The 16,935-nt window shown below is 61.9% G+C and carries 17 protein-coding genes and 1 tRNA gene; 9 read left to right on the top strand and 9 right to left on the bottom strand.

What is annotated here, in order from left to right; genetic code table 11:
- Window positions 1-78 precede the first annotated feature (78 nt).
- The 6 genes from pth to lolB form a co-directional block, all read right to left on the bottom strand.
- Window positions 79-675 (bottom strand): aminoacyl-tRNA hydrolase, encoded by a 597-nt coding sequence (gene pth, locus ACT5M9_RS05910; protein ID WP_457981027.1) that lies wholly within the window; start codon window positions 673-675, stop codon window positions 79-81.
- A 203-nt stretch (window positions 676-878) separates the two neighbouring features.
- Window positions 879-2,864 carry a bifunctional metallophosphatase/5'-nucleotidase gene (locus ACT5M9_RS05905; protein WP_457981029.1) on the bottom strand — a complete coding sequence of 662 codons (1,986 nt, stop codon included), beginning with the start codon at window positions 2,862-2,864 and terminating at the stop codon, window positions 879-881.
- Between the two features lie 92 nt (window positions 2,865-2,956).
- Complete coding sequence (locus ACT5M9_RS05900) at window positions 2,957-3,904, bottom strand: ribose-phosphate pyrophosphokinase (protein WP_349918973.1); 948 nt, start codon at window positions 3,902-3,904, stop codon at window positions 2,957-2,959.
- A gap of 231 nt (window positions 3,905-4,135) precedes the next feature.
- Window positions 4,136-4,210, bottom strand: a tRNA-Gln gene (locus tag ACT5M9_RS05895).
- Window positions 4,190-5,059, bottom strand: coding sequence for a 4-(cytidine 5'-diphospho)-2-C-methyl-D-erythritol kinase (gene ispE, locus ACT5M9_RS05890; RefSeq protein ID WP_457981650.1), 870 nt, complete (start codon window positions 5,057-5,059; stop codon window positions 4,190-4,192). The genes ACT5M9_RS05895 and ispE overlap by 21 nt, the downstream gene beginning before the upstream one ends.
- 23 nt (window positions 5,060-5,082) lie before the next feature.
- A complete protein-coding gene (gene lolB, locus ACT5M9_RS05885; RefSeq protein WP_457981652.1) occupies window positions 5,083-5,667 on the bottom strand; it encodes a lipoprotein insertase outer membrane protein LolB in 585 nt (194 codons plus the stop codon).
- 119 nt (window positions 5,668-5,786) lie between these two features.
- On the opposite strand from lolB, the gene hemA reads away from it, so the two are divergent.
- From hemA to ACT5M9_RS05850, 7 genes are all read left to right on the top strand, one after another.
- The gene (gene hemA / locus ACT5M9_RS05880) at window positions 5,787-7,046 is read left to right on the top strand and encodes a glutamyl-tRNA reductase (RefSeq protein WP_457981031.1); all 1,260 of its coding nucleotides are present in this window, start codon (window positions 5,787-5,789) and stop codon (window positions 7,044-7,046) included.
- Window positions 7,047-7,113: 67 nt separating this feature from the next.
- Window positions 7,114-8,202: a peptide chain release factor 1 gene (gene prfA, locus ACT5M9_RS05875; RefSeq protein ID WP_438548656.1), complete on the top strand. Its 1,089-nt coding sequence runs from the start codon at window positions 7,114-7,116 to the stop codon at window positions 8,200-8,202.
- On the top strand, window positions 8,202-9,074 hold the full coding sequence (prmC, locus tag ACT5M9_RS05870) for a peptide chain release factor N(5)-glutamine methyltransferase (protein WP_457981033.1): 873 nt from the start codon (window positions 8,202-8,204) through the stop codon (window positions 9,072-9,074). Before prfA ends, prmC begins: the two co-directional genes overlap by 1 nt.
- Complete coding sequence (locus ACT5M9_RS05865) at window positions 9,074-9,457, top strand: SirB2 family protein (RefSeq protein ID WP_457981035.1); 384 nt, start codon at window positions 9,074-9,076, stop codon at window positions 9,455-9,457. Before prmC ends, ACT5M9_RS05865 begins: the two co-directional genes overlap by 1 nt.
- A gap of 11 nt (window positions 9,458-9,468) precedes the next feature.
- Entirely contained in the window at window positions 9,469-10,269 is an 801-nt protein-coding gene (locus ACT5M9_RS05860; RefSeq protein ID WP_438548659.1) for a SirB1 family protein, read from the top strand.
- A 37-nt stretch (window positions 10,270-10,306) separates the two neighbouring features.
- Window positions 10,307-11,161, top strand: coding sequence for a 3-deoxy-8-phosphooctulonate synthase (gene kdsA, locus ACT5M9_RS05855; RefSeq protein WP_438548660.1), 855 nt, complete (start codon window positions 10,307-10,309; stop codon window positions 11,159-11,161).
- 324 nt (window positions 11,162-11,485) lie between these two features.
- Window positions 11,486-12,769, top strand: a complete 1,284-nt coding sequence (locus ACT5M9_RS05850; protein WP_457981037.1) for a dicarboxylate/amino acid:cation symporter — start codon at window positions 11,486-11,488, stop codon at window positions 12,767-12,769.
- A 92-nt stretch (window positions 12,770-12,861) separates the two neighbouring features.
- Here the strand turns inward: ACT5M9_RS05850 and grcA are convergent, their stop codons facing one another.
- Window positions 12,862-13,242 carry an autonomous glycyl radical cofactor GrcA gene (grcA, locus tag ACT5M9_RS05845; protein WP_438548662.1) on the bottom strand — a complete coding sequence of 127 codons (381 nt, stop codon included), beginning with the start codon at window positions 13,240-13,242 and terminating at the stop codon, window positions 12,862-12,864.
- A gap of 633 nt (window positions 13,243-13,875) precedes the next feature.
- Between grcA and ung the strand changes: the two genes are divergently transcribed.
- Both ung and ACT5M9_RS05835 read left to right on the top strand, forming a co-directional pair.
- A complete protein-coding gene (gene ung, locus ACT5M9_RS05840) occupies window positions 13,876-14,559 on the top strand; it encodes a uracil-DNA glycosylase (protein WP_457981039.1) in 684 nt (227 codons plus the stop codon).
- 196 nt (window positions 14,560-14,755) lie between these two features.
- Complete coding sequence (locus tag ACT5M9_RS05835) at window positions 14,756-15,304, top strand: hemerythrin domain-containing protein (RefSeq protein ID WP_457981041.1); 549 nt, start codon at window positions 14,756-14,758, stop codon at window positions 15,302-15,304.
- Window positions 15,305-15,386: 82 nt separating this feature from the next.
- Here ACT5M9_RS05835 and ACT5M9_RS05830 read toward each other — a convergent pair whose 3' ends face one another.
- The gene (locus ACT5M9_RS05830; RefSeq protein ID WP_438548665.1) at window positions 15,387-15,566 is read right to left on the bottom strand and encodes a DUF3545 family protein; all 180 of its coding nucleotides are present in this window, start codon (window positions 15,564-15,566) and stop codon (window positions 15,387-15,389) included.
- Between the two features lie 236 nt (window positions 15,567-15,802).
- On the bottom strand, window positions 15,803-16,753 hold the full coding sequence (gene tal, locus ACT5M9_RS05825; protein ID WP_438548666.1) for a transaldolase: 951 nt from the start codon (window positions 16,751-16,753) through the stop codon (window positions 15,803-15,805).
- Between the last annotated feature and the right edge of the window lie 182 nt (window positions 16,754-16,935).

Here is a 16,935-nt window from a genome sequence, read left to right as displayed (position 1 = left end):
ATTGATGGATGCTGTGTGAGGGCCGCGGAGGCGACCCTGTCATATTGTGTGACCCTGACACTTGCCAGGTATCCGTATTCAGACTTTCTCGGCCTTGAAGCTGTGCAGCCGGTTCATGGCCTTGGTCATGTCCTGTTTGAACAGCACGTCGGTGGCGCGCAGGGCTTCGTCCAGTGCGGCCTCGATCAGGCTCTGTTCACTGCTGGGGGCCTTGGTCAGCACGAAGCCGGCCACCAGCTCCTTGGCGCCGGGGTGACCTATCCCCAGACGCAGGCGGAAGAAGTTATTGTTGTTGCCCATCCTGGCGATGATGTCTTTTAGGCCGTTGTGACCGCCGTGACCGCCCCCTTGCTTGAACTTGGCGATGCCGGGGGGCAGATCCAGTTCATCGTGGGCCACCAGGATCTCTTCCGGGGCTATCTGGTAGAAGCGCGCCAGCGCCGCCACGGCCTTGCCGGAGAGGTTCATATAGGTATTCGGGATGAGCAGGCGCACATCCTGCCCCTCCACCAGGATGCGGGCGGTGTGGCCGAAGAACTTGGGCTCTTCGCGCAGGCTGACGTTGTGCCAGCGGGCCAGCTGCTCCACATACCAGGCCCCCGCGTTGTGGCGGGTCTTGGCGTATTCGGGGCCGGGATTACCCAGCCCGACAATCAGTTTGATTTGATTCGTCACGCTTGATGTCTTCACTCGCTAGTTGCACTGCTGGGCGCCATCAACCGATGGCCCAGGGCAATGGGACGCAATATTCTAGCCGCCGAGTGGCGATCACTCAACCAAAGCGCAGGCCAGGTGGGGAATTAGGGCTGACAGGGCGACAAACAGGAGAAAAAACGGGCCCTGTCAGAGCCCGTCTCTGTAATCCTCCCGGGTGCCCGTCACTGGGCTCGCAGCAGGGTGACCGTCTCCTCGGCGAGGGCCGTCAGGGTCGGGCGCTGCTCCTTCACGTACTGCACGAAGGAGGCTGCGTCCGTGCCGCAATCCACGCCACGGGCCTTGCAATCCAATGTCTGACCTTCCGCGTAGCGGGCGTTCAGCTGGGCGCCGTTCTGCTCCACCTTTAGCACAGGGAAGGCGGTGAGCTTGCCATCGACCCAGGCGAGATCCACCCGCTCGGCCTGCTGCGCCTGGGCGCGGGCCAGCGCCTGCCAGCCGTCGTTGCCGTTGGCGCTGTAGGCGTTCGTCACCACCTTGTAGCGCTGGTTATCCACGACATCCTGCCACTGCCCATCGGCACTCTGCCATTGCAACTGGCTCAGGGTGCCGCGCTTGCCCGCCACCGTCTCGGTGAAGCGGTAGCGCAGGTGCCCGCCATAGGGGAACTTGCCGGCGTGGGCGCTGGCGGGCAGGGTGGCTGTGATGGTCTCGGTCAAGAGGGCCCGCACGTCGGCACCGGAGAGGGTCAGTACGCTGAGGGGATTCTTGAACGGCAGCAGGGTGAGGGCGGGGTCCCCCTCCCGCAGCTCGCCGGCGGGCAGGTCGGCGCGCACGCCCCCCACCGCCAGCAGGGCGAAGTTCACCGGGCCACCGGTCAGGGCCTGCACCACCGGGGTGTTGGCCCAATAATATTGCCCCTCGGCCACCAGGGGGGCGACGTCCGAGCCGTGGCTGTCGCTGCCGTTGTCTCCGGGGCGGCGGGCGTTTTGCAGTGCCGCCGGCAGGGTGGCGATGACGGGGCCGAACGCCTTGTCCAGGGCCGGCTTGAAGTGGCTGTCGATGAGGCCGCGCAGGCGCGGATCCTCATCCACCGCCACCAGGTTCGGCTGGGCATCGACAAACTTGCTCGCCTGTCGGCTGCGGGCCTTGTCCAGGGGCTGCTGGCGGGCGGGGTCGGCGAAGAAGTCGCGGCTCGCCAGCAGCTGGTTCTGACCCTTGCAGCCGATGACCCGACCATGACCGTCGAAGCTGACGCGGGCGCGGCCGATGGCCTGGGCGTAGGAGCCCGCCTGCACCACGCAGGTGAGGCCGACTCCGTCCGGGTTGGTGATCAGGGCCGCGTATTCCCCCGTGTTGCCCCAGCCGACGTTGGTGAAGTCGCCGAGCAGGCTGTGGGAGTGGCCGCCAACGATGGCGTCCAGCCCGTTCACCTCGGCGGCGAGGGCCAGATCCCGGGCATTGCCGATGTGGGTCAGGGCGACGATCTGGTTGATCCCCTTGGCCTGCAACAGATCCACCGTGGCCTGGGCCGCCTCGACCTCCTTGCGAAAATGGAGCTCACCCACGTTGGGGGAGATGTTGGCCATGTCCTCCAGCACCAACCCCATGACGGCGACCAGCTGCTTGCCCTTGGGCAGGTGGTTGAGATCCGGGACCGGGCTCTTCTGGTTGCCCTCGAAGGCGTAGACCACGAAGGGCTTGAGGTTGTCGGCCCGGGCGAGATCCTCGTCGTCGCTGGCATCCAGGTTGGCGGCGAGCACCGGGAAGTTCACCCCCTGGATGAAGCGGGCCAGCTTCTGGTTGTCGAGATCGAACTCGTGGTTGCCAAGGGCCATGGCGTCGAGGCCGAACTGGCTCAGCAGCTCGGCGTTGGCCATCCCCTCGTTGAGCTTGAAGTAGCCGCTGCCCTGCCAGGCGTCGCCGCCGTGCAGCAGCAGCAGGGGTTCATTCTTGGCCAGCGCCTCGGCCTGGTAGGCCTTGGCCATGGTGAGCAGGCGAGGGTAGCCGCCGATGCGGGTGTAGAGGGTGTCGCTCTCCGCCTTGTTGAAGATGGTGCCCTTGAACTCGGCGTTGACCGGATCGAACTGGGAGTGGGTGTCGTTCATGTGCGCCAGGGTCAGGGTGAAGGGAGAGCTCTCCTTGCCGGGCAAGCAGGCAGAGAGCAGGGCACAGAGCGGGAAAACAAGCAGAAGACGGGGGCACTTCATGGACAATCCTTAACCTGCCGGGGCAGGGCAATACCGGGGGAGCTAAAAAGACAAAAACCGCCAGTTGGCGGTTTTTGTCACAACGGGGTCTATCAATGCTCAAACATGGCAGAGATGGACTCTTCGTTGCTGATACGGCGAATGGCTTCGGCCAGCACGGTGGACAGGGTCAGTTGCTTGACCTTGCCGACGGCTTTCATCTCGGCGGTGAGCGGGATGGAGTCGGTGATGATCAGCTCATCGATGACCGAATTCTTGATGTTTTCCACGGCGGAGCCGGAGAAGACGGGGTGAGTCGCATAGGCGAACACACGCTTGGCACCACGCTCTTTCAGGGCTTCGGCCGCCTTGCACAGAGTGCCACCGGTATCGATCATGTCATCGACGATGATGCAGTCGCGGCCGGCCACGTCACCGATCAGGTGCATGACCTGGGAGACGTTCGGGCGGGGACGACGCTTGTCGATGATGGCGATGTCGGTGTCATCCAGCAGCTTGGCGATGGCACGGGCACGCACCACACCGCCGATGTCCGGCGATACAACCACGGGGGATTCGAGATTCTTGGACATCATGTCTTCCAGCAGCACTGGGCTGCCGAACACGTTGTCCACCGGGACGTCGAAGAAGCCCTGGATCTGCTCGGCATGCAGGTCAACGGTCAACACGCGATCCACACCCACGCTGGAGAGGAAGTCGGCGACGACCTTGGCGGTGATGGGCACACGGGCGGAGCGGACGCGGCGGTCCTGACGGGCATAACCAAAGTAGGGGATTACGGCAGTAATACGGCCAGCTGAAGCACGACGCAGTGCATCCACCATGACGATCAATTCCATCAGATTGTCATTGGTCGGGGCACAGGTGGATTGAATGATGAAGATATCGCCACCACGTACATTCTCGTTGATCTGTACGCTGATCTCGCCGTCGCTAAAGCGACCTACGGCAGCATTGCCGAGTTTGATAAACAGGCGATCTGCGATCTTCTGGGCTAGTTCCGGCGTTGCGTTACCAGCAAACAGCTTCATGTCAGGCACGGTTTGAAACCTCGGGGTTGCATCCAGTTTGTGGAGGGTCTGTTTGGACCCATATCGTTCTTTGGCAAACGATTCATAGCGTTGACGGGCGAGGTCGCCACAGGCTGTCACCGGCCTGGGGTGCAGTCAGCCATTGGTGATGGGGCAGGGTCAAAAGCGGACGGTTTGGGGAGAATGTCTGTTCACACTGTCCGGACCGTCATCGATTGCCTGTCTCATTCACCAAGAGAATGGCTGGGGTACTAGGATTCGAACCTAGGGATGGCGAGATCAAAACCCGCTGCCTTACCGCTTGGCGATACCCCAATCACTGACTTGTTGCAAAGTGACGAAGAGTGGTGATATGTTCTCGCCCTTGGCGATAAACCCATCCCAGCCTTCCGGCACCTTTGCCAACACCTTCCGAGCAGCCACTTCGTCTTTAAATTGAGCAAAGACGCAGGCTCCAGTGCCCGTCATTCTTGACGGCGCGTATTCTAGCAACCAGCCGAGCGCATTGGCAACCTCGGGGTGGCGCTTTTTCACCAGCGACTCGCAATCGTTTTTCCACTCCCCGTCCAGCAGGTTGTGCAATGCCATCTTGGGGGTATTTCTCGGCAGATCCGGATCCTGGAACACGACGGCCGTCGCCACATGGCAATCTGGCTTGAGCACAAGATACCAGGCCGATGGCACCTCGACCGGCTGCAGCCGCTCACCCACCCCCTCCGCGAAGGCGGCCCGTCCGCGCACGAACACGGGCACGTCGGCGCCGAGTTGTACCCCAAGCTCCGCCAGTTCATCTTCGCTCAAACCCGCCTGCCAGAGATGATTCAGGGCCACCAGGGTGGTGGCCGCATCCGAGGAGCCGCCGCCGATGCCGCCCCCCATGGGCAGCACCTTCTCCAGCTTGATGTGGGCCCCCCGGGGGCTCGGCAACCTGGCTTGCAGCAGGCGGGCGGCCCGGATGATCAGGTTCTGCTCGTCGGGGACGCCGGGGATGGCGGGGCTCAGGGTGAGCAAATCCGTGCCTTCGAGCGGCTCGAACTCCAGCCAGTCCCCGTGGTCGAGGAAGATGAAGAGGGTCTGCAGCTCGTGATAGCCGTCCGGGCGGCGGCCATTGACGTGCAGGAAGAGGTTCAGCTTGGCCGGGGCGGGCCAGCGGAGGGTCGGCAGCTGCGCCTGCGCTGAGCCGGCCATCATGGCATCAGGTTCCACTGGTTGATCTGCAGCTTGAGGCGGCTGCCCTGGCCGGTCATGGTCAGCAGGTGGGGCAGGCGATAGCCGGCCTGATCCCGGTAGTCGCCGTAGACGATCTGCCACTGGCCGTCCCGCACGCTGGCCAGGCTGGCGTCGGGGTTGAGTTCGAACTCGGCCCGGCCGGGCAGCCCCTTGATCCATTCGGGCAGCCCCTGTACCGGGATGTTCCAGCCGGTGAGCTGGTAGATGAGCGCCTCGGCGTCTTGGCTCTGGTGGGTCTTGCCGTCATTGTCTATGAGCGTGACTTCGCCCTTGGTGCGGGAGAGCTCCAGAATATGGGTGCCGATCAGGCTGGTGAGGTTGAGGCGATAGTCGTCACCGTCCTGCTGCCAGTTGAGGCGGGCGCTGCCCTTCTGCTGGGCGGTGATGATGGCCATCTTGCCAGACAGCTGCCAGTGATCGAGGCGCTCGAGGCGGGCTCGCTCCTGTTGCCAGTTGACCTGATCCCGCTGGGGGGAGGTGGTGGTACAGCCGGCCAGCACCAGCAGGCAGGCGAGAGAGAAGATGCGCAAGAACAAGGTCAGGCTCCGGAGAAGGAATTTGCCACAGTATAAGGGGCGGCCGTATCGCTTTTAAAGACTTACCCTTTCTCGTACAATTGACGGCCTCTACACCCTGTGCACGAAATGATCGCCACCCACTCATGAGTCTGCTTGCCCTCGGAATCAACCACAACACCGCCAGTGTCGCCTTGCGGGAACGGGTCGCCTTTGGCCCGGACTGCATCGATCGCGCCCTGCGTGAGCTGGTGGAGCAGCCCGGCGTCAGCGAGGCGGTGATCGTCTCCACCTGCAACCGAACCGAGCTGTACTGCAGCCTGGAGCAGGGGGAGGGGGAGCAGGTGCTGCACTGGCTTCAGCACTTCCACAAGCTGGATGCGGCCGAGGTGGTCTCCGCCATCTACCGGCACCGGGACGAGGAGGCGGTACGCCACCTGATGCGGGTCGCCTGCGGCCTGGATTCCCTGGTGCTGGGGGAGCCCCAGATCCTGGGGCAGATCAAGCAGTCCTACGCCCATGCCCAGCAGGCCGAGGCGGTGAAAGGTTCGCTGGAGCGACTGTTCCAGAAATCCTTCTCAGTGGCCAAGCGGGTGCGTACCGACACCGAGATCGGCGCCAGCGCCGTGTCGGTGGCCTTCGCCGCCGTGAGCCTGGGTCGGCGCATCTTCTCCGATCTTTCCCAGACCAAGGTGCTGCTGGTGGGCGCCGGCGAGACCATAGAACTCGTGGCCCGTCACCTGCGCGAGCAGAACGTCACCCAGATGATGGTGGCGAACCGCACCCTGCAGCGGGCCCAGCTGCTGGCCGAAGAGTTCGGTGCCCAGGTGATGACCCTGGAGGAGATCCCGGACTACCTGCACGAGGCGGACATCGTCATCAGCTCTACTGCGAGCCCCTTGCCCATCATCGGCAAGGGCATGGTGGAGCGGGCCCTCAAGGCGCGCCGCTTCAAGCCCATGTTCCTGGTGGACATCGCCGTGCCGCGGGACATCGAGGCCGAAGTGGACGAGCTGCCGGACGCCTACCTCTACACGGTGGACGATCTGCAGGGGATCATCGAGCAGAACCTCGAGACCCGCAAACGGGCCGCCGCCGAGGCCGAGCTCATCGTGCAGGAAGAGCGCGACGACTTCATGGGCTGGTATCGCAGCCTGCACTCGGTGGATCTCATCCGCGATTATCGCCACCAGTCCCAGCAGGTGGCCGACGAGGAGCTGCAACGGGCCTTGCTGGCCCTGCAGCAGGGCGAGAGCGCCGAGCAGGCGCTCAAGGCCATGGCGCACCGCCTCACCAACAAGTTGATCCATGCACCGACCCAGGCCCTGCGTCAGGCCGCCTCCCAGGGGGATGCCCACAAGCTGTCCCAGTTGCGTCAGGTGCTGGGATTGTCACAAGAGTCATAGTTCAGGGGCTGGCACGTCTGCCGTCCCTTCCCCCATCCAGAACCCGAATTATCGAGAAACAAGAGTCATGAACCCGTCATTGATCAGAAAGCTGGAAGGCCTCATCGAGCGCCACGAAGAAGTACAGGCCCTGCTCGGCGAGCCCGGCGTGGCCTCGGATCAGGACAGATACCGTGCCCTGACTCGGGAATATGCCCAGCTCGAAGACATAGTCCAGGCCTTCCAGCGCTTCCGTCAGGCCGAAGGAGATCTGGAGACCACCAGGCTGATGCTGGAGGAGGATGACGCCGATCTGCGGGAGATGGCCCAGGAGGAGCTGCCACTCGCCAAGGCCGCCTTCGAGGAGCAGGAGCAGGCGCTGCAGGTGATGCTGCTGCCCAAGGATCCCAAGGATGACAACAACTGCTATCTGGAGATCCGCGCCGGCGCCGGTGGCGACGAGGCGGCCATCTTCGCGGGGGACCTGTTCCGCATGTATTCCCGCTACGCCGAGCGCCAGGGCTGGCGCGTCTCCATCGTCAGCTGCAACGACGGCGAGCACGGTGGCTACAAGGAGGTGATCGCCAAGGTGGACGGCGAGCGCGTCTACGGTCGCCTCAAGTTCGAGTCCGGCGGCCACAGGGTGCAGCGGGTGCCGGAGACCGAATCCCAGGGCCGGGTGCACACCTCAGCCTGTACCGTGGCCGTGCTGCCGGAAGTGCCGGAAGCCGAGCAGATCGAGATCAACCCGTCCGAGCTGAAGATAGACACCTTCCGCGCCTCCGGGGCCGGTGGTCAGCACGTCAACAAGACGGACTCCGCCATCCGCATCACCCACCTGCCCACCGGTCTGGTGGTGGAGTGCCAGGATGAGCGCTCCCAGCACAAGAACCGCGCCAAGGCGATGTCCGTGCTCTCCGCCCGCCTGCAGGCGGCCGAGGATGAGCGTCACCGCGCCGCCGAGCAGAGCACCCGCCGCAACCTGGTGGGCTCCGGCGATCGCTCAGAGCGCATCCGCACCTACAACTACCCTCAGGGGCGCCTCTCCGAGCACCGCATCAACCTCACCCTCTATCGCCTCGGCGAGATCCTGGAGGGGGATCTGGACTGCGTGATCACGCCGCTGGTGCAGGAATACCAGGCGGATCAGCTCGCCTCCCTGGCAGACAACGGCTGATGCAGATTCAGCAGGCTCGAACCCATATCATGACGGTCTTGGCCGGGGGGGAGTCCCCCCGTGCCGATGCCGACGCCCTGCTCTGCCACCTGCTGGACTGCCGACGCAGCTACCTGATGACCTGGCCGGAGCGCGAGCTCGATGCGGGCCAGCAGGCCACCCTGCAAGGCTGGCTCGCCCGCCGCCTCGCGGGGGAGCCCATCGCCCACCTCGTCGGTGAGCGGGAGTTCTGGTCCCTGCCCCTCAAGGTGAGCCCGGCGACCCTGATCCCGCGCCCGGACACAGAAGTGCTGGTGGAGCAGGCGCTGGCTCGCCTGCCAGTCGGCCCTTGCGCCCTGCTGGATCTCGGTACGGGTACCGGGGCCATCGCCCTGGCGCTCAAGTCCGAGCGGCCCGATGCCGATGTCTGGGCGGTGGACAGGATGCCGGAGGCGGTCGCCCTGGCGCGCCACAACAGCGTGGCCCTGGGGTTGCCCATCGAGGTGCGGGACGGCAGCTGGTTCGAGCCCCTGCGAGAGGGGGCGCCGCGCTTTGCGATGATCGTCTCCAATCCCCCCTATATCGACGGGGCGGATCCCCATCTCGATGAGGGGGACGTGCGCTTCGAACCCCGTTCCGCCCTGGTGGCGGACGAACAGGGGTTGGCGGACATCCGGCTTATCGTAGGGCAGGCACCGGCCCATCTGCTGCCCGGTGGCTGGCTCCTGCTGGAGCACGGCTGGGAGCAGGGGGACGCGGTGCGTCAACTCCTGCTGCAACAGGGCTACCTTCAGGTAGCCACGGTGCGGGATTACGGGGATAACGACAGGGTGAGCCTGGGGCAATGGCCCGGGGAGCCGGCGTCCGATTCACACATTGGTAAGGACAAGTGATGTATTTTGCTCTCAAACACCTGCACCTGGTGCTGATCGCGGCGGCGGTGCTGATGTTTATACTGCGGTTTTACTGGGTGCAGACCGGCTCCGGCCGTGCCTACAGCGGCCAGATCATGAAGCTGACGGGCTGGTTGAACGGCCTGGTCATACTCTCTGGCGTGCTGCTGTGCATGGTGCTGGATCTCAATCCCCTCAACAATGGTACCCCCTGGCTCAGCGAGAAGCTGACCGCCATCCTGGTGGTGGCGTTTCTGGCCATGATGGCGCTGCGTCTGGCGCGCAGCAATGCCATCCGCTGGTTTGCCTTCCTGGGGGCCCTGGGGTGGATCTTCTTTATCGCCAAGCTCGCTGTCCTGAAACAGGCCAGCCTGTTCGGCTAGGAATGACGAAGATGATGCGTGTGGATGAATGGACCGACTTCGAGGCTCATGATCTGGCCGAGCTGGCGCTATGCGTCAGCGACGAGATCCAGGGGGGCAGCCGGGGCGGTGAGGCACAGCTGGCCTGGCTGGATGGCTGGCTGGACGAGGCGATAGTCGAAGGCAACTGCGACGAGGTGCGCCGCCAGTTACTTGCCGGTTTCTACCAGACCCTGGGGTTCAAGGGGGACTGGCAGGATTACTTCTCGAGCGCGAACTGCGATCTCGCCCAGGTGCTGACGCGGCGCAAGGGCATCCCGGTGAGCCTCGGCATCCTCATCATCCAGCTGGGCCGCAAGATTGGCCTGGACGTGGAGGGGATCTGCTTCCCTGGCCACTTCCTGGTGAGCTTCGCCGGCAGCGAGGGAGAGGTCTATGTGGACCCCTTCAACGGCGACGAGTTGAGCCTGCACCGCATCGAGCTGCTGCTGCGCGGTGCCCTCGGCAACCTCGCGACCCTGAGCGACGATCTGCTGCAGCCTTCCGGTCAGTGGGAGATCATCGAGCGACTGCTCAACGTCAGCAAGGGCGCCTTGCTGCGGGAGGAGCGGATGACGGAGGCGCTGCGCTGCAGCGAGTTGCTGCTGCGCATGAAGCCCGGGGATCCCCTGGAGACGCGGGATCGGGGCTTCATCTACGAGCAACTGGACTGCCCCCGCTTCGCGGCAGACGATTTCGAATACTTTATTGAACAATGCCCGGACGATCCTGTGGCGGACGTGTTGAAGACACAGCTGGCCGCCCTGGATCTGAGCCCCAAGCCCCTCCATTGAGGGACCCGGGGAAGCCCCTTCACTTAAGGATGCTGAGATGGAACAGAAAAATATCAAGATCAACGACATCAATGTGGCCAACGACAAGCCCTTCGTGCTGTTTGGCGGCATGAATGTGCTGGAGTCCCGCGACATGGCGATGGCCGTGTGCGAGAAGTATGTCGAGGTGACCACCAAGCTTGGCATTCCCTTCGTGTTCAAGGCGAGCTGGGACAAGGCGAACCGCTCCTCCATCCACTCCTACCGGGGGCCGGGTCTGGAAGAGGGGATGAAGATCTTCCAGGAGCTGAAGGCGACCTTCGGCATGCCGGTCATCTCGGATCTGCACGAGGTACACCAGGCCAAGCCGGTGGCCGAGGTGGTTGACGTCATCCAGCTGCCCGCCTTCCTGGCGCGCCAGACCGATCTGGTGGAGGCCATGGCCCGCACCGGCAACGTCATCAACATCAAGAAGCCCCAGTTCCTGAGCCCGAGCCAGATGAAGAACATCACCGACAAGTTCGAGGAGTGCGGCAACGATCGCCTGATCCTGTGCGAGCGCGGTGCCAACTTCGGTTACGACAACCTGGTGGTGGACATGCTGGGTCTGGGGGTGATGAAGAAGACCACGGGTGGCTACCCCGTCATCTTCGATGTGACCCACTCCCTGCAGTGCCGGGATCCCCTGGGGGCAGCCTCAGGTGGTCGTCGTGATCAGGTGACCGAGCTGGCCCGTGCCGGCATGGCGGTGGGCCTAGCGGGCCTGTTTATCGAATCCCACCCGGATCCGAAAGTGGCCCGCTGCGACGGTCCGAGCGCCCTGCCGCTGGACAAGCTGGAAGGCTTCCTCAAGCAGATGAAGGCCATCGACGATCTCATCAAGGGGTTCGAGCCGCTGGATACCTCAGCCTGATCCCAAGGGATCCCTTGCTTAACAATGCCCCGCCATGCGGGGCATTTTTATATCCGCTTTTATATTTGTCTTTATATCTGATAGGTCCTCAATGAGGTCTCAAATAAATCATTGACCAGCTATATCACGGTTGCTGTGGTGTTAATGATGTTAAATATATTGTGTGATTGATGTCGCTAAATTGATTCTTATAACGTGTGAAAGTGCCGCCGTTGGAATGGCGAAATGGCATGAACCGGGTGAGATGAGTTAACTATCTCGCCGCGGATCCCTGCACGCGTTTTTTGCCATCGCCCGTGTCAATTAATTAACAGGACGTTGAGCATGCACAAGAAAATATTAAGCAGCCTCTACTTTCAGGTGATATTGGCCATCACCATAGGGGTATTGTTGGGACACTTCTATCCGAGCCTGGGTGCCGATATGAAACCCCTTGGCGATGGCTTCGTGAAATTAATCAAGATGATCATCGCCCCCGTTATTTTCTGCACCGTGGTGACCGGTATCGCCGGCATGGAGAGCATGAAGGCGGTGGGCAAGACGGGGGCCATCGCCCTGGTCTACTTCGAGGTGGTGAGCACCCTGGCCCTGGTCATCGGCCTGTGTGTGGTGAACCTGCTGCAACCGGGGGCCGGCATGAACGTGGATCCCGCCTCCCTGGATACCAGCGCCATCTCGGCCTATGCAGAGCAGGCGAAGTCACAGGGCATCATCCCCTTCCTGCTGGACGTGATCCCGGCCAGCGTGATCGGCGCCTTCGCCAGCGGCAATATTCTGCAGGTGCTGTTATTTGCGGTGCTGTTTGGCTTCTCCTTGCACCATATCGGCGAGAAGGGAAAACTGATCTTCAATATGGTGGACAGCTTCTCCCAGGTTATTTTCGGGATCATCAACATGATCATGAAATTGGCGCCTGTGGGTGCATTCGGTGCCATGGCCTTCACCATAGGGAAATATGGCATCGGCTCCCTGGTCCAGCTCGGACAACTTATTGCCAGCTTCTATCTGACCTGTCTGCTGTTTATATTCCTGGTGCTCGGCAGCATCGCCAAGGCCAATGGTTTCAGCATTTTGCGCTTTATTGCCTATATCCGGGAGGAGCTCTTGATCGTGCTCGGCACATCCTCATCAGAGTCCGTCCTGCCGCGCATGCTGGTGAAGATGGAGGCCCTCGGCTGCAAGAAGTCGGTGGTGGGCCTGGTGATCCCGACCGGTTACTCCTTCAACCTGGATGGCACCTCCATCTACCTGACCATGGCCGCCGTCTTCATCGCCCAGGCGACCAATACCCCGCTGGATCTGTTCCATCAGATCACCCTGCTGGTGGTGCTGCTCATCTCCTCCAAGGGGGCGGCCGGGGTCACCGGCAGCGGCTTCATCGTGCTGGCGGCCACCATCTCGGCGGTGGGGCACCTGCCGCTGGCCGGGCTGGCGCTGATCCTGGGGATAGATCGCTTCATGTCGGAGGCGCGGGCCCTGACGAACCTCATCGGCAACGGGGTGGCGACCCTGGTGGTGGCCCGCTACTGCGATCAGCTGGACGAGGGACAGATGCAGGCGGCGCTCGCCAAGCCTGCCGCCGTGCAGAGCGTCGAGCAGCACGGCTAGGAAGATGGCCGGAGCTCCTGGTGCGAGCGTTGGCCATCGCCCATAAAAAAACGGCCCTCATGGGCCGTTTTTTGTTGTCACTGCAGAGGCGATTACAGGCTCTGGGTGAAGGTGCGGGTGACCACGTCACGCTGCTGTTCCGGGGTCAGGGCGTTGAAGCGCACTGCATAACCGGAGACGCGGATGGTCAGCTGCGGGTATTTTTCCGGATTGGCGATGGCGTCTTCCAGGGTCTCGCGGCGCAGCACGTTGACGTTCAGGTGCTGACCACCTTCCACCACGGGTTCTTGCTGAACCGGCAGCTCACGGTATTCGAACTGACCCAGATCAGACAAGGCGACTTCCTGGTCGGCGGCGAAGCTGTCGCCCTTGGCGCAGATACAGCGAGCCTGTTGTTTCTCTTCGTCCAGCAGCCAGAAAGAGTTCAGCAGAGCGGCGTTGGCGGACTGGGTGATTTGGATGCCCTTGATCATGGTATGACTCCTAATAGGAAGGGATTTCATTGGTAAGGAGATACCCCTGATGTTTTTAAACCACCTCATCGAATGGATGATTTAAAGGGGCCTTGCCTTACACCTTTGCTTCGTTGGGGTCATATATACCACGAGTGTAATAATATGAAAGTTGATCTAAATCAAAAAATAGTCTGATTGGCGAGTCTTGAGAGGATTAAATTATTGAGGTTAATCAAAAATCTCTCATTTTTATGATTTCGTAAGATATATAAATTATGCATTTTATAATCGGTAAATCTAGTAATTTAACTACATCTTTATGGTTTTGCCGTTGCCGGGATTGGGCCTGCGAGGGCAAGAATGGCTGGCGAGGCGGCCGAAACCTGGGTGAGAGGACGTATCGGGGCCAGGATGCATCGATAAAAAGGATAAGTTCATGGTTAATGCATCGTCTAATCAGGTGGATTCGGGTGCAGAGGGGGCTGTCCCGCCTGATCGGGGTCTCTACGGCTCGGCCACGGTTGCGTCTGCCTGCCTTGGCCCCTATTCTGGGCCCCTCGTTGCCTCTGGGGCGAACCCTGCGCCCGTGCGTTGTGGAATTCGACCCCGAGGGCGGGGATCTGGTATTGGGGTATTCAAGAGGAGAGTGGTGTGCTGACCTGGACAGATGTGATTGGATCCGAGAAGGAGCAGGACTATTTCAAGGCCACCCTGGCGACCGTCAGGAGTGAGCGGGAGGCGGGCAAGGTGATCTATCCCCCCGCCACCGAGGTGTTCAACGCCTTCAAGCTGACCGAGCTGGACAGGGTCAAGGTGGTGATCCTGGGCCAGGATCCCTATCACGGCCCGAACCAAGCCCACGGTCTCTGTTTCTCCGTGCTGCCCGGGGTGCGCACGCCCCCCTCTCTGGTCAACATCTACAAGGAGATGCAGCGGGACCTGCCAGGATTTGTCACGCCAAACCACGGCTTCCTGGAGTCCTGGGCCACACAGGGGGTGCTGCTGCTCAATACGGTGCTGACGGTGCAGGCGGGCATGGCCCACTCCCATGCGCATCTCGGTTGGGAGACCTTCACCGACAGGGTCATAGAGCAGGTCAACGCCAGCTGCGAGGGGGTGGTCTTCCTGTTGTGGGGGGCCCATGCCCAGAAGAAGGGGCGCTTCATCGACCGCCAGCGTCACCACGTGCTGAGCGCGCCGCACCCGAGTCCGCTCTCCGCCCACCGCGGCTTCATCGGCTGCGGCCACTTCTCCGAGACCAACCGGCTGCTGGCGGGTCAGGGCAAGGCGCCCATCGACTGGCTCTCGGTCTGCGATGCGTCCACCGCGGGCTGATGGCGCTCGCCGGATGATTGCATCCGCGGGCCGGTGGTGGCCCATTTCTGGCGGGTTGGGTGCCGGGATCCGGGCTTGGCGTTGAGGTAAAGGAGGGAAAACTGTCTGCGCCAGATTTGATTGAGTGCAAAGTTGGCGCAATAAATGACCGTATACTCGAGACAGAACCTTTATCTACCGAGCGCAAGGAGTGCCCATGTTATCCAGTTTGCACAAGGATCACCTCAACATCGCCAAGCTGCTGCAGCTGTTGAAGTACAAGCTGGTCGCCATTCGCGGCGAACAGCCCATCAGTTACTTCCTGATCCGGGACGTGGTGGATTATCTGCGGGAGGTGTCCGACAAGGTTCACCACCCCAAGGAGGACATGATCTACGACTACTACCTGAAATACCGGGTGGTGGAGGGGGAGGTGGCGAACCGCCTGCATGAGGAGCACGCCCAACTGCTGGAGACGGGCACCGAGCTCAAGGAGATGGTGGAGATGATCCTGATGGATGCGGTCATCCCGCTGGATCAGTTCACCGCGCGGCTGGAGCAGTTCATCGAGCAGCAGGAGGCTCACATGAACTATGAGGAGGGGGTGATCTTCCCTCACCTGCGTGACTCCCTGACCGAGGATGACTGGCGCCACCTGGAGCAGCTCTGGCACAACAGGGCGGAAAACGATCCCCTGTTCGGGGCCGAGGTGAGCCAGCATTTCCAGGCCCTGGCCAGGCAGCTCTCACTGCCCCTCTCCCCCTGATCCCCGCCAGAAACGACAACGCCCCGACAGGTTCGGGGCGTTTTGTTATGGGGTTTTAGGACCCGCTCTGGTGACTCGTGGCTCAGAGCTCCAGCTCGTCCGATCCTTCGTAGGCGATATCGATGGATTGCAGCTCCTTCTGCAAGCGGTGCTTGTCTTTGAGCGCCTCGATCTCGCGCCATTTACGCTTCTTTCCCGATGTCCCGCGGCTACGTGAACCCAGCTCAACGACCTCGTCAAAATCGAAGTTGAACATGTCCATGGCTCCCTCCTTGGTTTTATGGTTGTCACCATCCGTATAACACGGTGGCTTTGAAAATAAAACGTTTTTGTGACGAGCTTGTGACAACCGGAAAGGGCCCATAAAAAAACCGGGCCCCCTCGCGGGAGCCCGGTTTTTATCGTGGATGCTCGGCCCCTGGTCTCGAGGCGCCGGTCTCTGTTTTCGGTGTGAAAACAGCGGTCTGGCGGCGAGTGCTGGACCGGATACCGCCCTGGTTACAGACGACCGGCCAGCATGGTTTCCAGCTTGCCCTGATCGACGGCAAACATGCGGATGCCTTCGCCCAGCTTCTCGACGGCCATGGCGTCCTGGTTCAGCTCCCAGCGGAACTCGGCTTCGGTCATGGGGGTCGGTTTGGCCTTGCGCTCGCCGGTGTAGTTCAGCTTGCGCACTACGGTGCCTTCGGCCTTGCTCAGCTCTTCCAGCAGGGCAGGACCAATGGTCAGACGATCACAGCCGGCCAGTTCCAGGATCTCGCCGGTGTTGCGGAAACTCGCGCCCATGACCACTGTCGGGTAGTCGTGCTGCTTGTAGTAGTCGTAGATGGCGGTGACGGAGACCACGCCCGGATCTTCGCTCGCGGTGTAGTCACGGTTGTGCTTGGCCTTGTACCAGTCGAGGATGCGACCGACGAAGGGGGAGATCAGGAAGGCGCCGGCTTCGGCACAGGCGCGGGCCTGGGCGAAGGAGAACAGCAGGGTCAGGTTGCATTGGATGCCTTCCTTCTCCAGCACCTCGGCGGCGCGGATCCCTTCCCAGGTGGAGGCCAGCTTGATCAGGATACGATCGTTGGTGATGCCAGCTTCGTTGTAGAGACGGATCAGCTTGCGGGCCTTGGCGATGCTGGCGGCGGTGTCGAAGGAGAGACGGGCGTCCACCTCGGTGGAGATGCGACCCGGAACTATCTTCAGCACCTCCAGACCGATGTTGACCGCCAGCTTGTCGCCCGCGTCGATGATTTGCTGTGCCTTGTCCTGGCTCTGGGATTTGGCCCAGCTGATGGCGTCGTCGATCAGTGCCGCATACTCGGGGATCTCGGATGCCTTCAACACCAGGGAGGGGTTGGTGGTGGCATCGATGGGCTGGTAGCGCTTGATGGCTTCGATGTCGCCGGTGTCGGCAACTACCGTGGTCAGGGCTTTCAGCTGGGTCAATTTATCGGCCATAGCAAATATCATCTCTTTATGCGGGAGCAATCCCAGGGGTTGCGGGCGTGAGACGGGCGTTCTGAAATAAAATTACAGGAACTCGGCGGCTCAGGCTCAGAAAAGCATGACGGGCGGGGCCCATCGCCATTGCCTGCCTAATTAATACGGATGTGGCGCATCCTGCAATAGGGGGGGGTGTA

Source organism: Aeromonas sp. AE23HZ002T15 (assembly GCF_054165525.2).
This window is presented reverse-complemented; position numbering and strand designations above follow the sequence as displayed.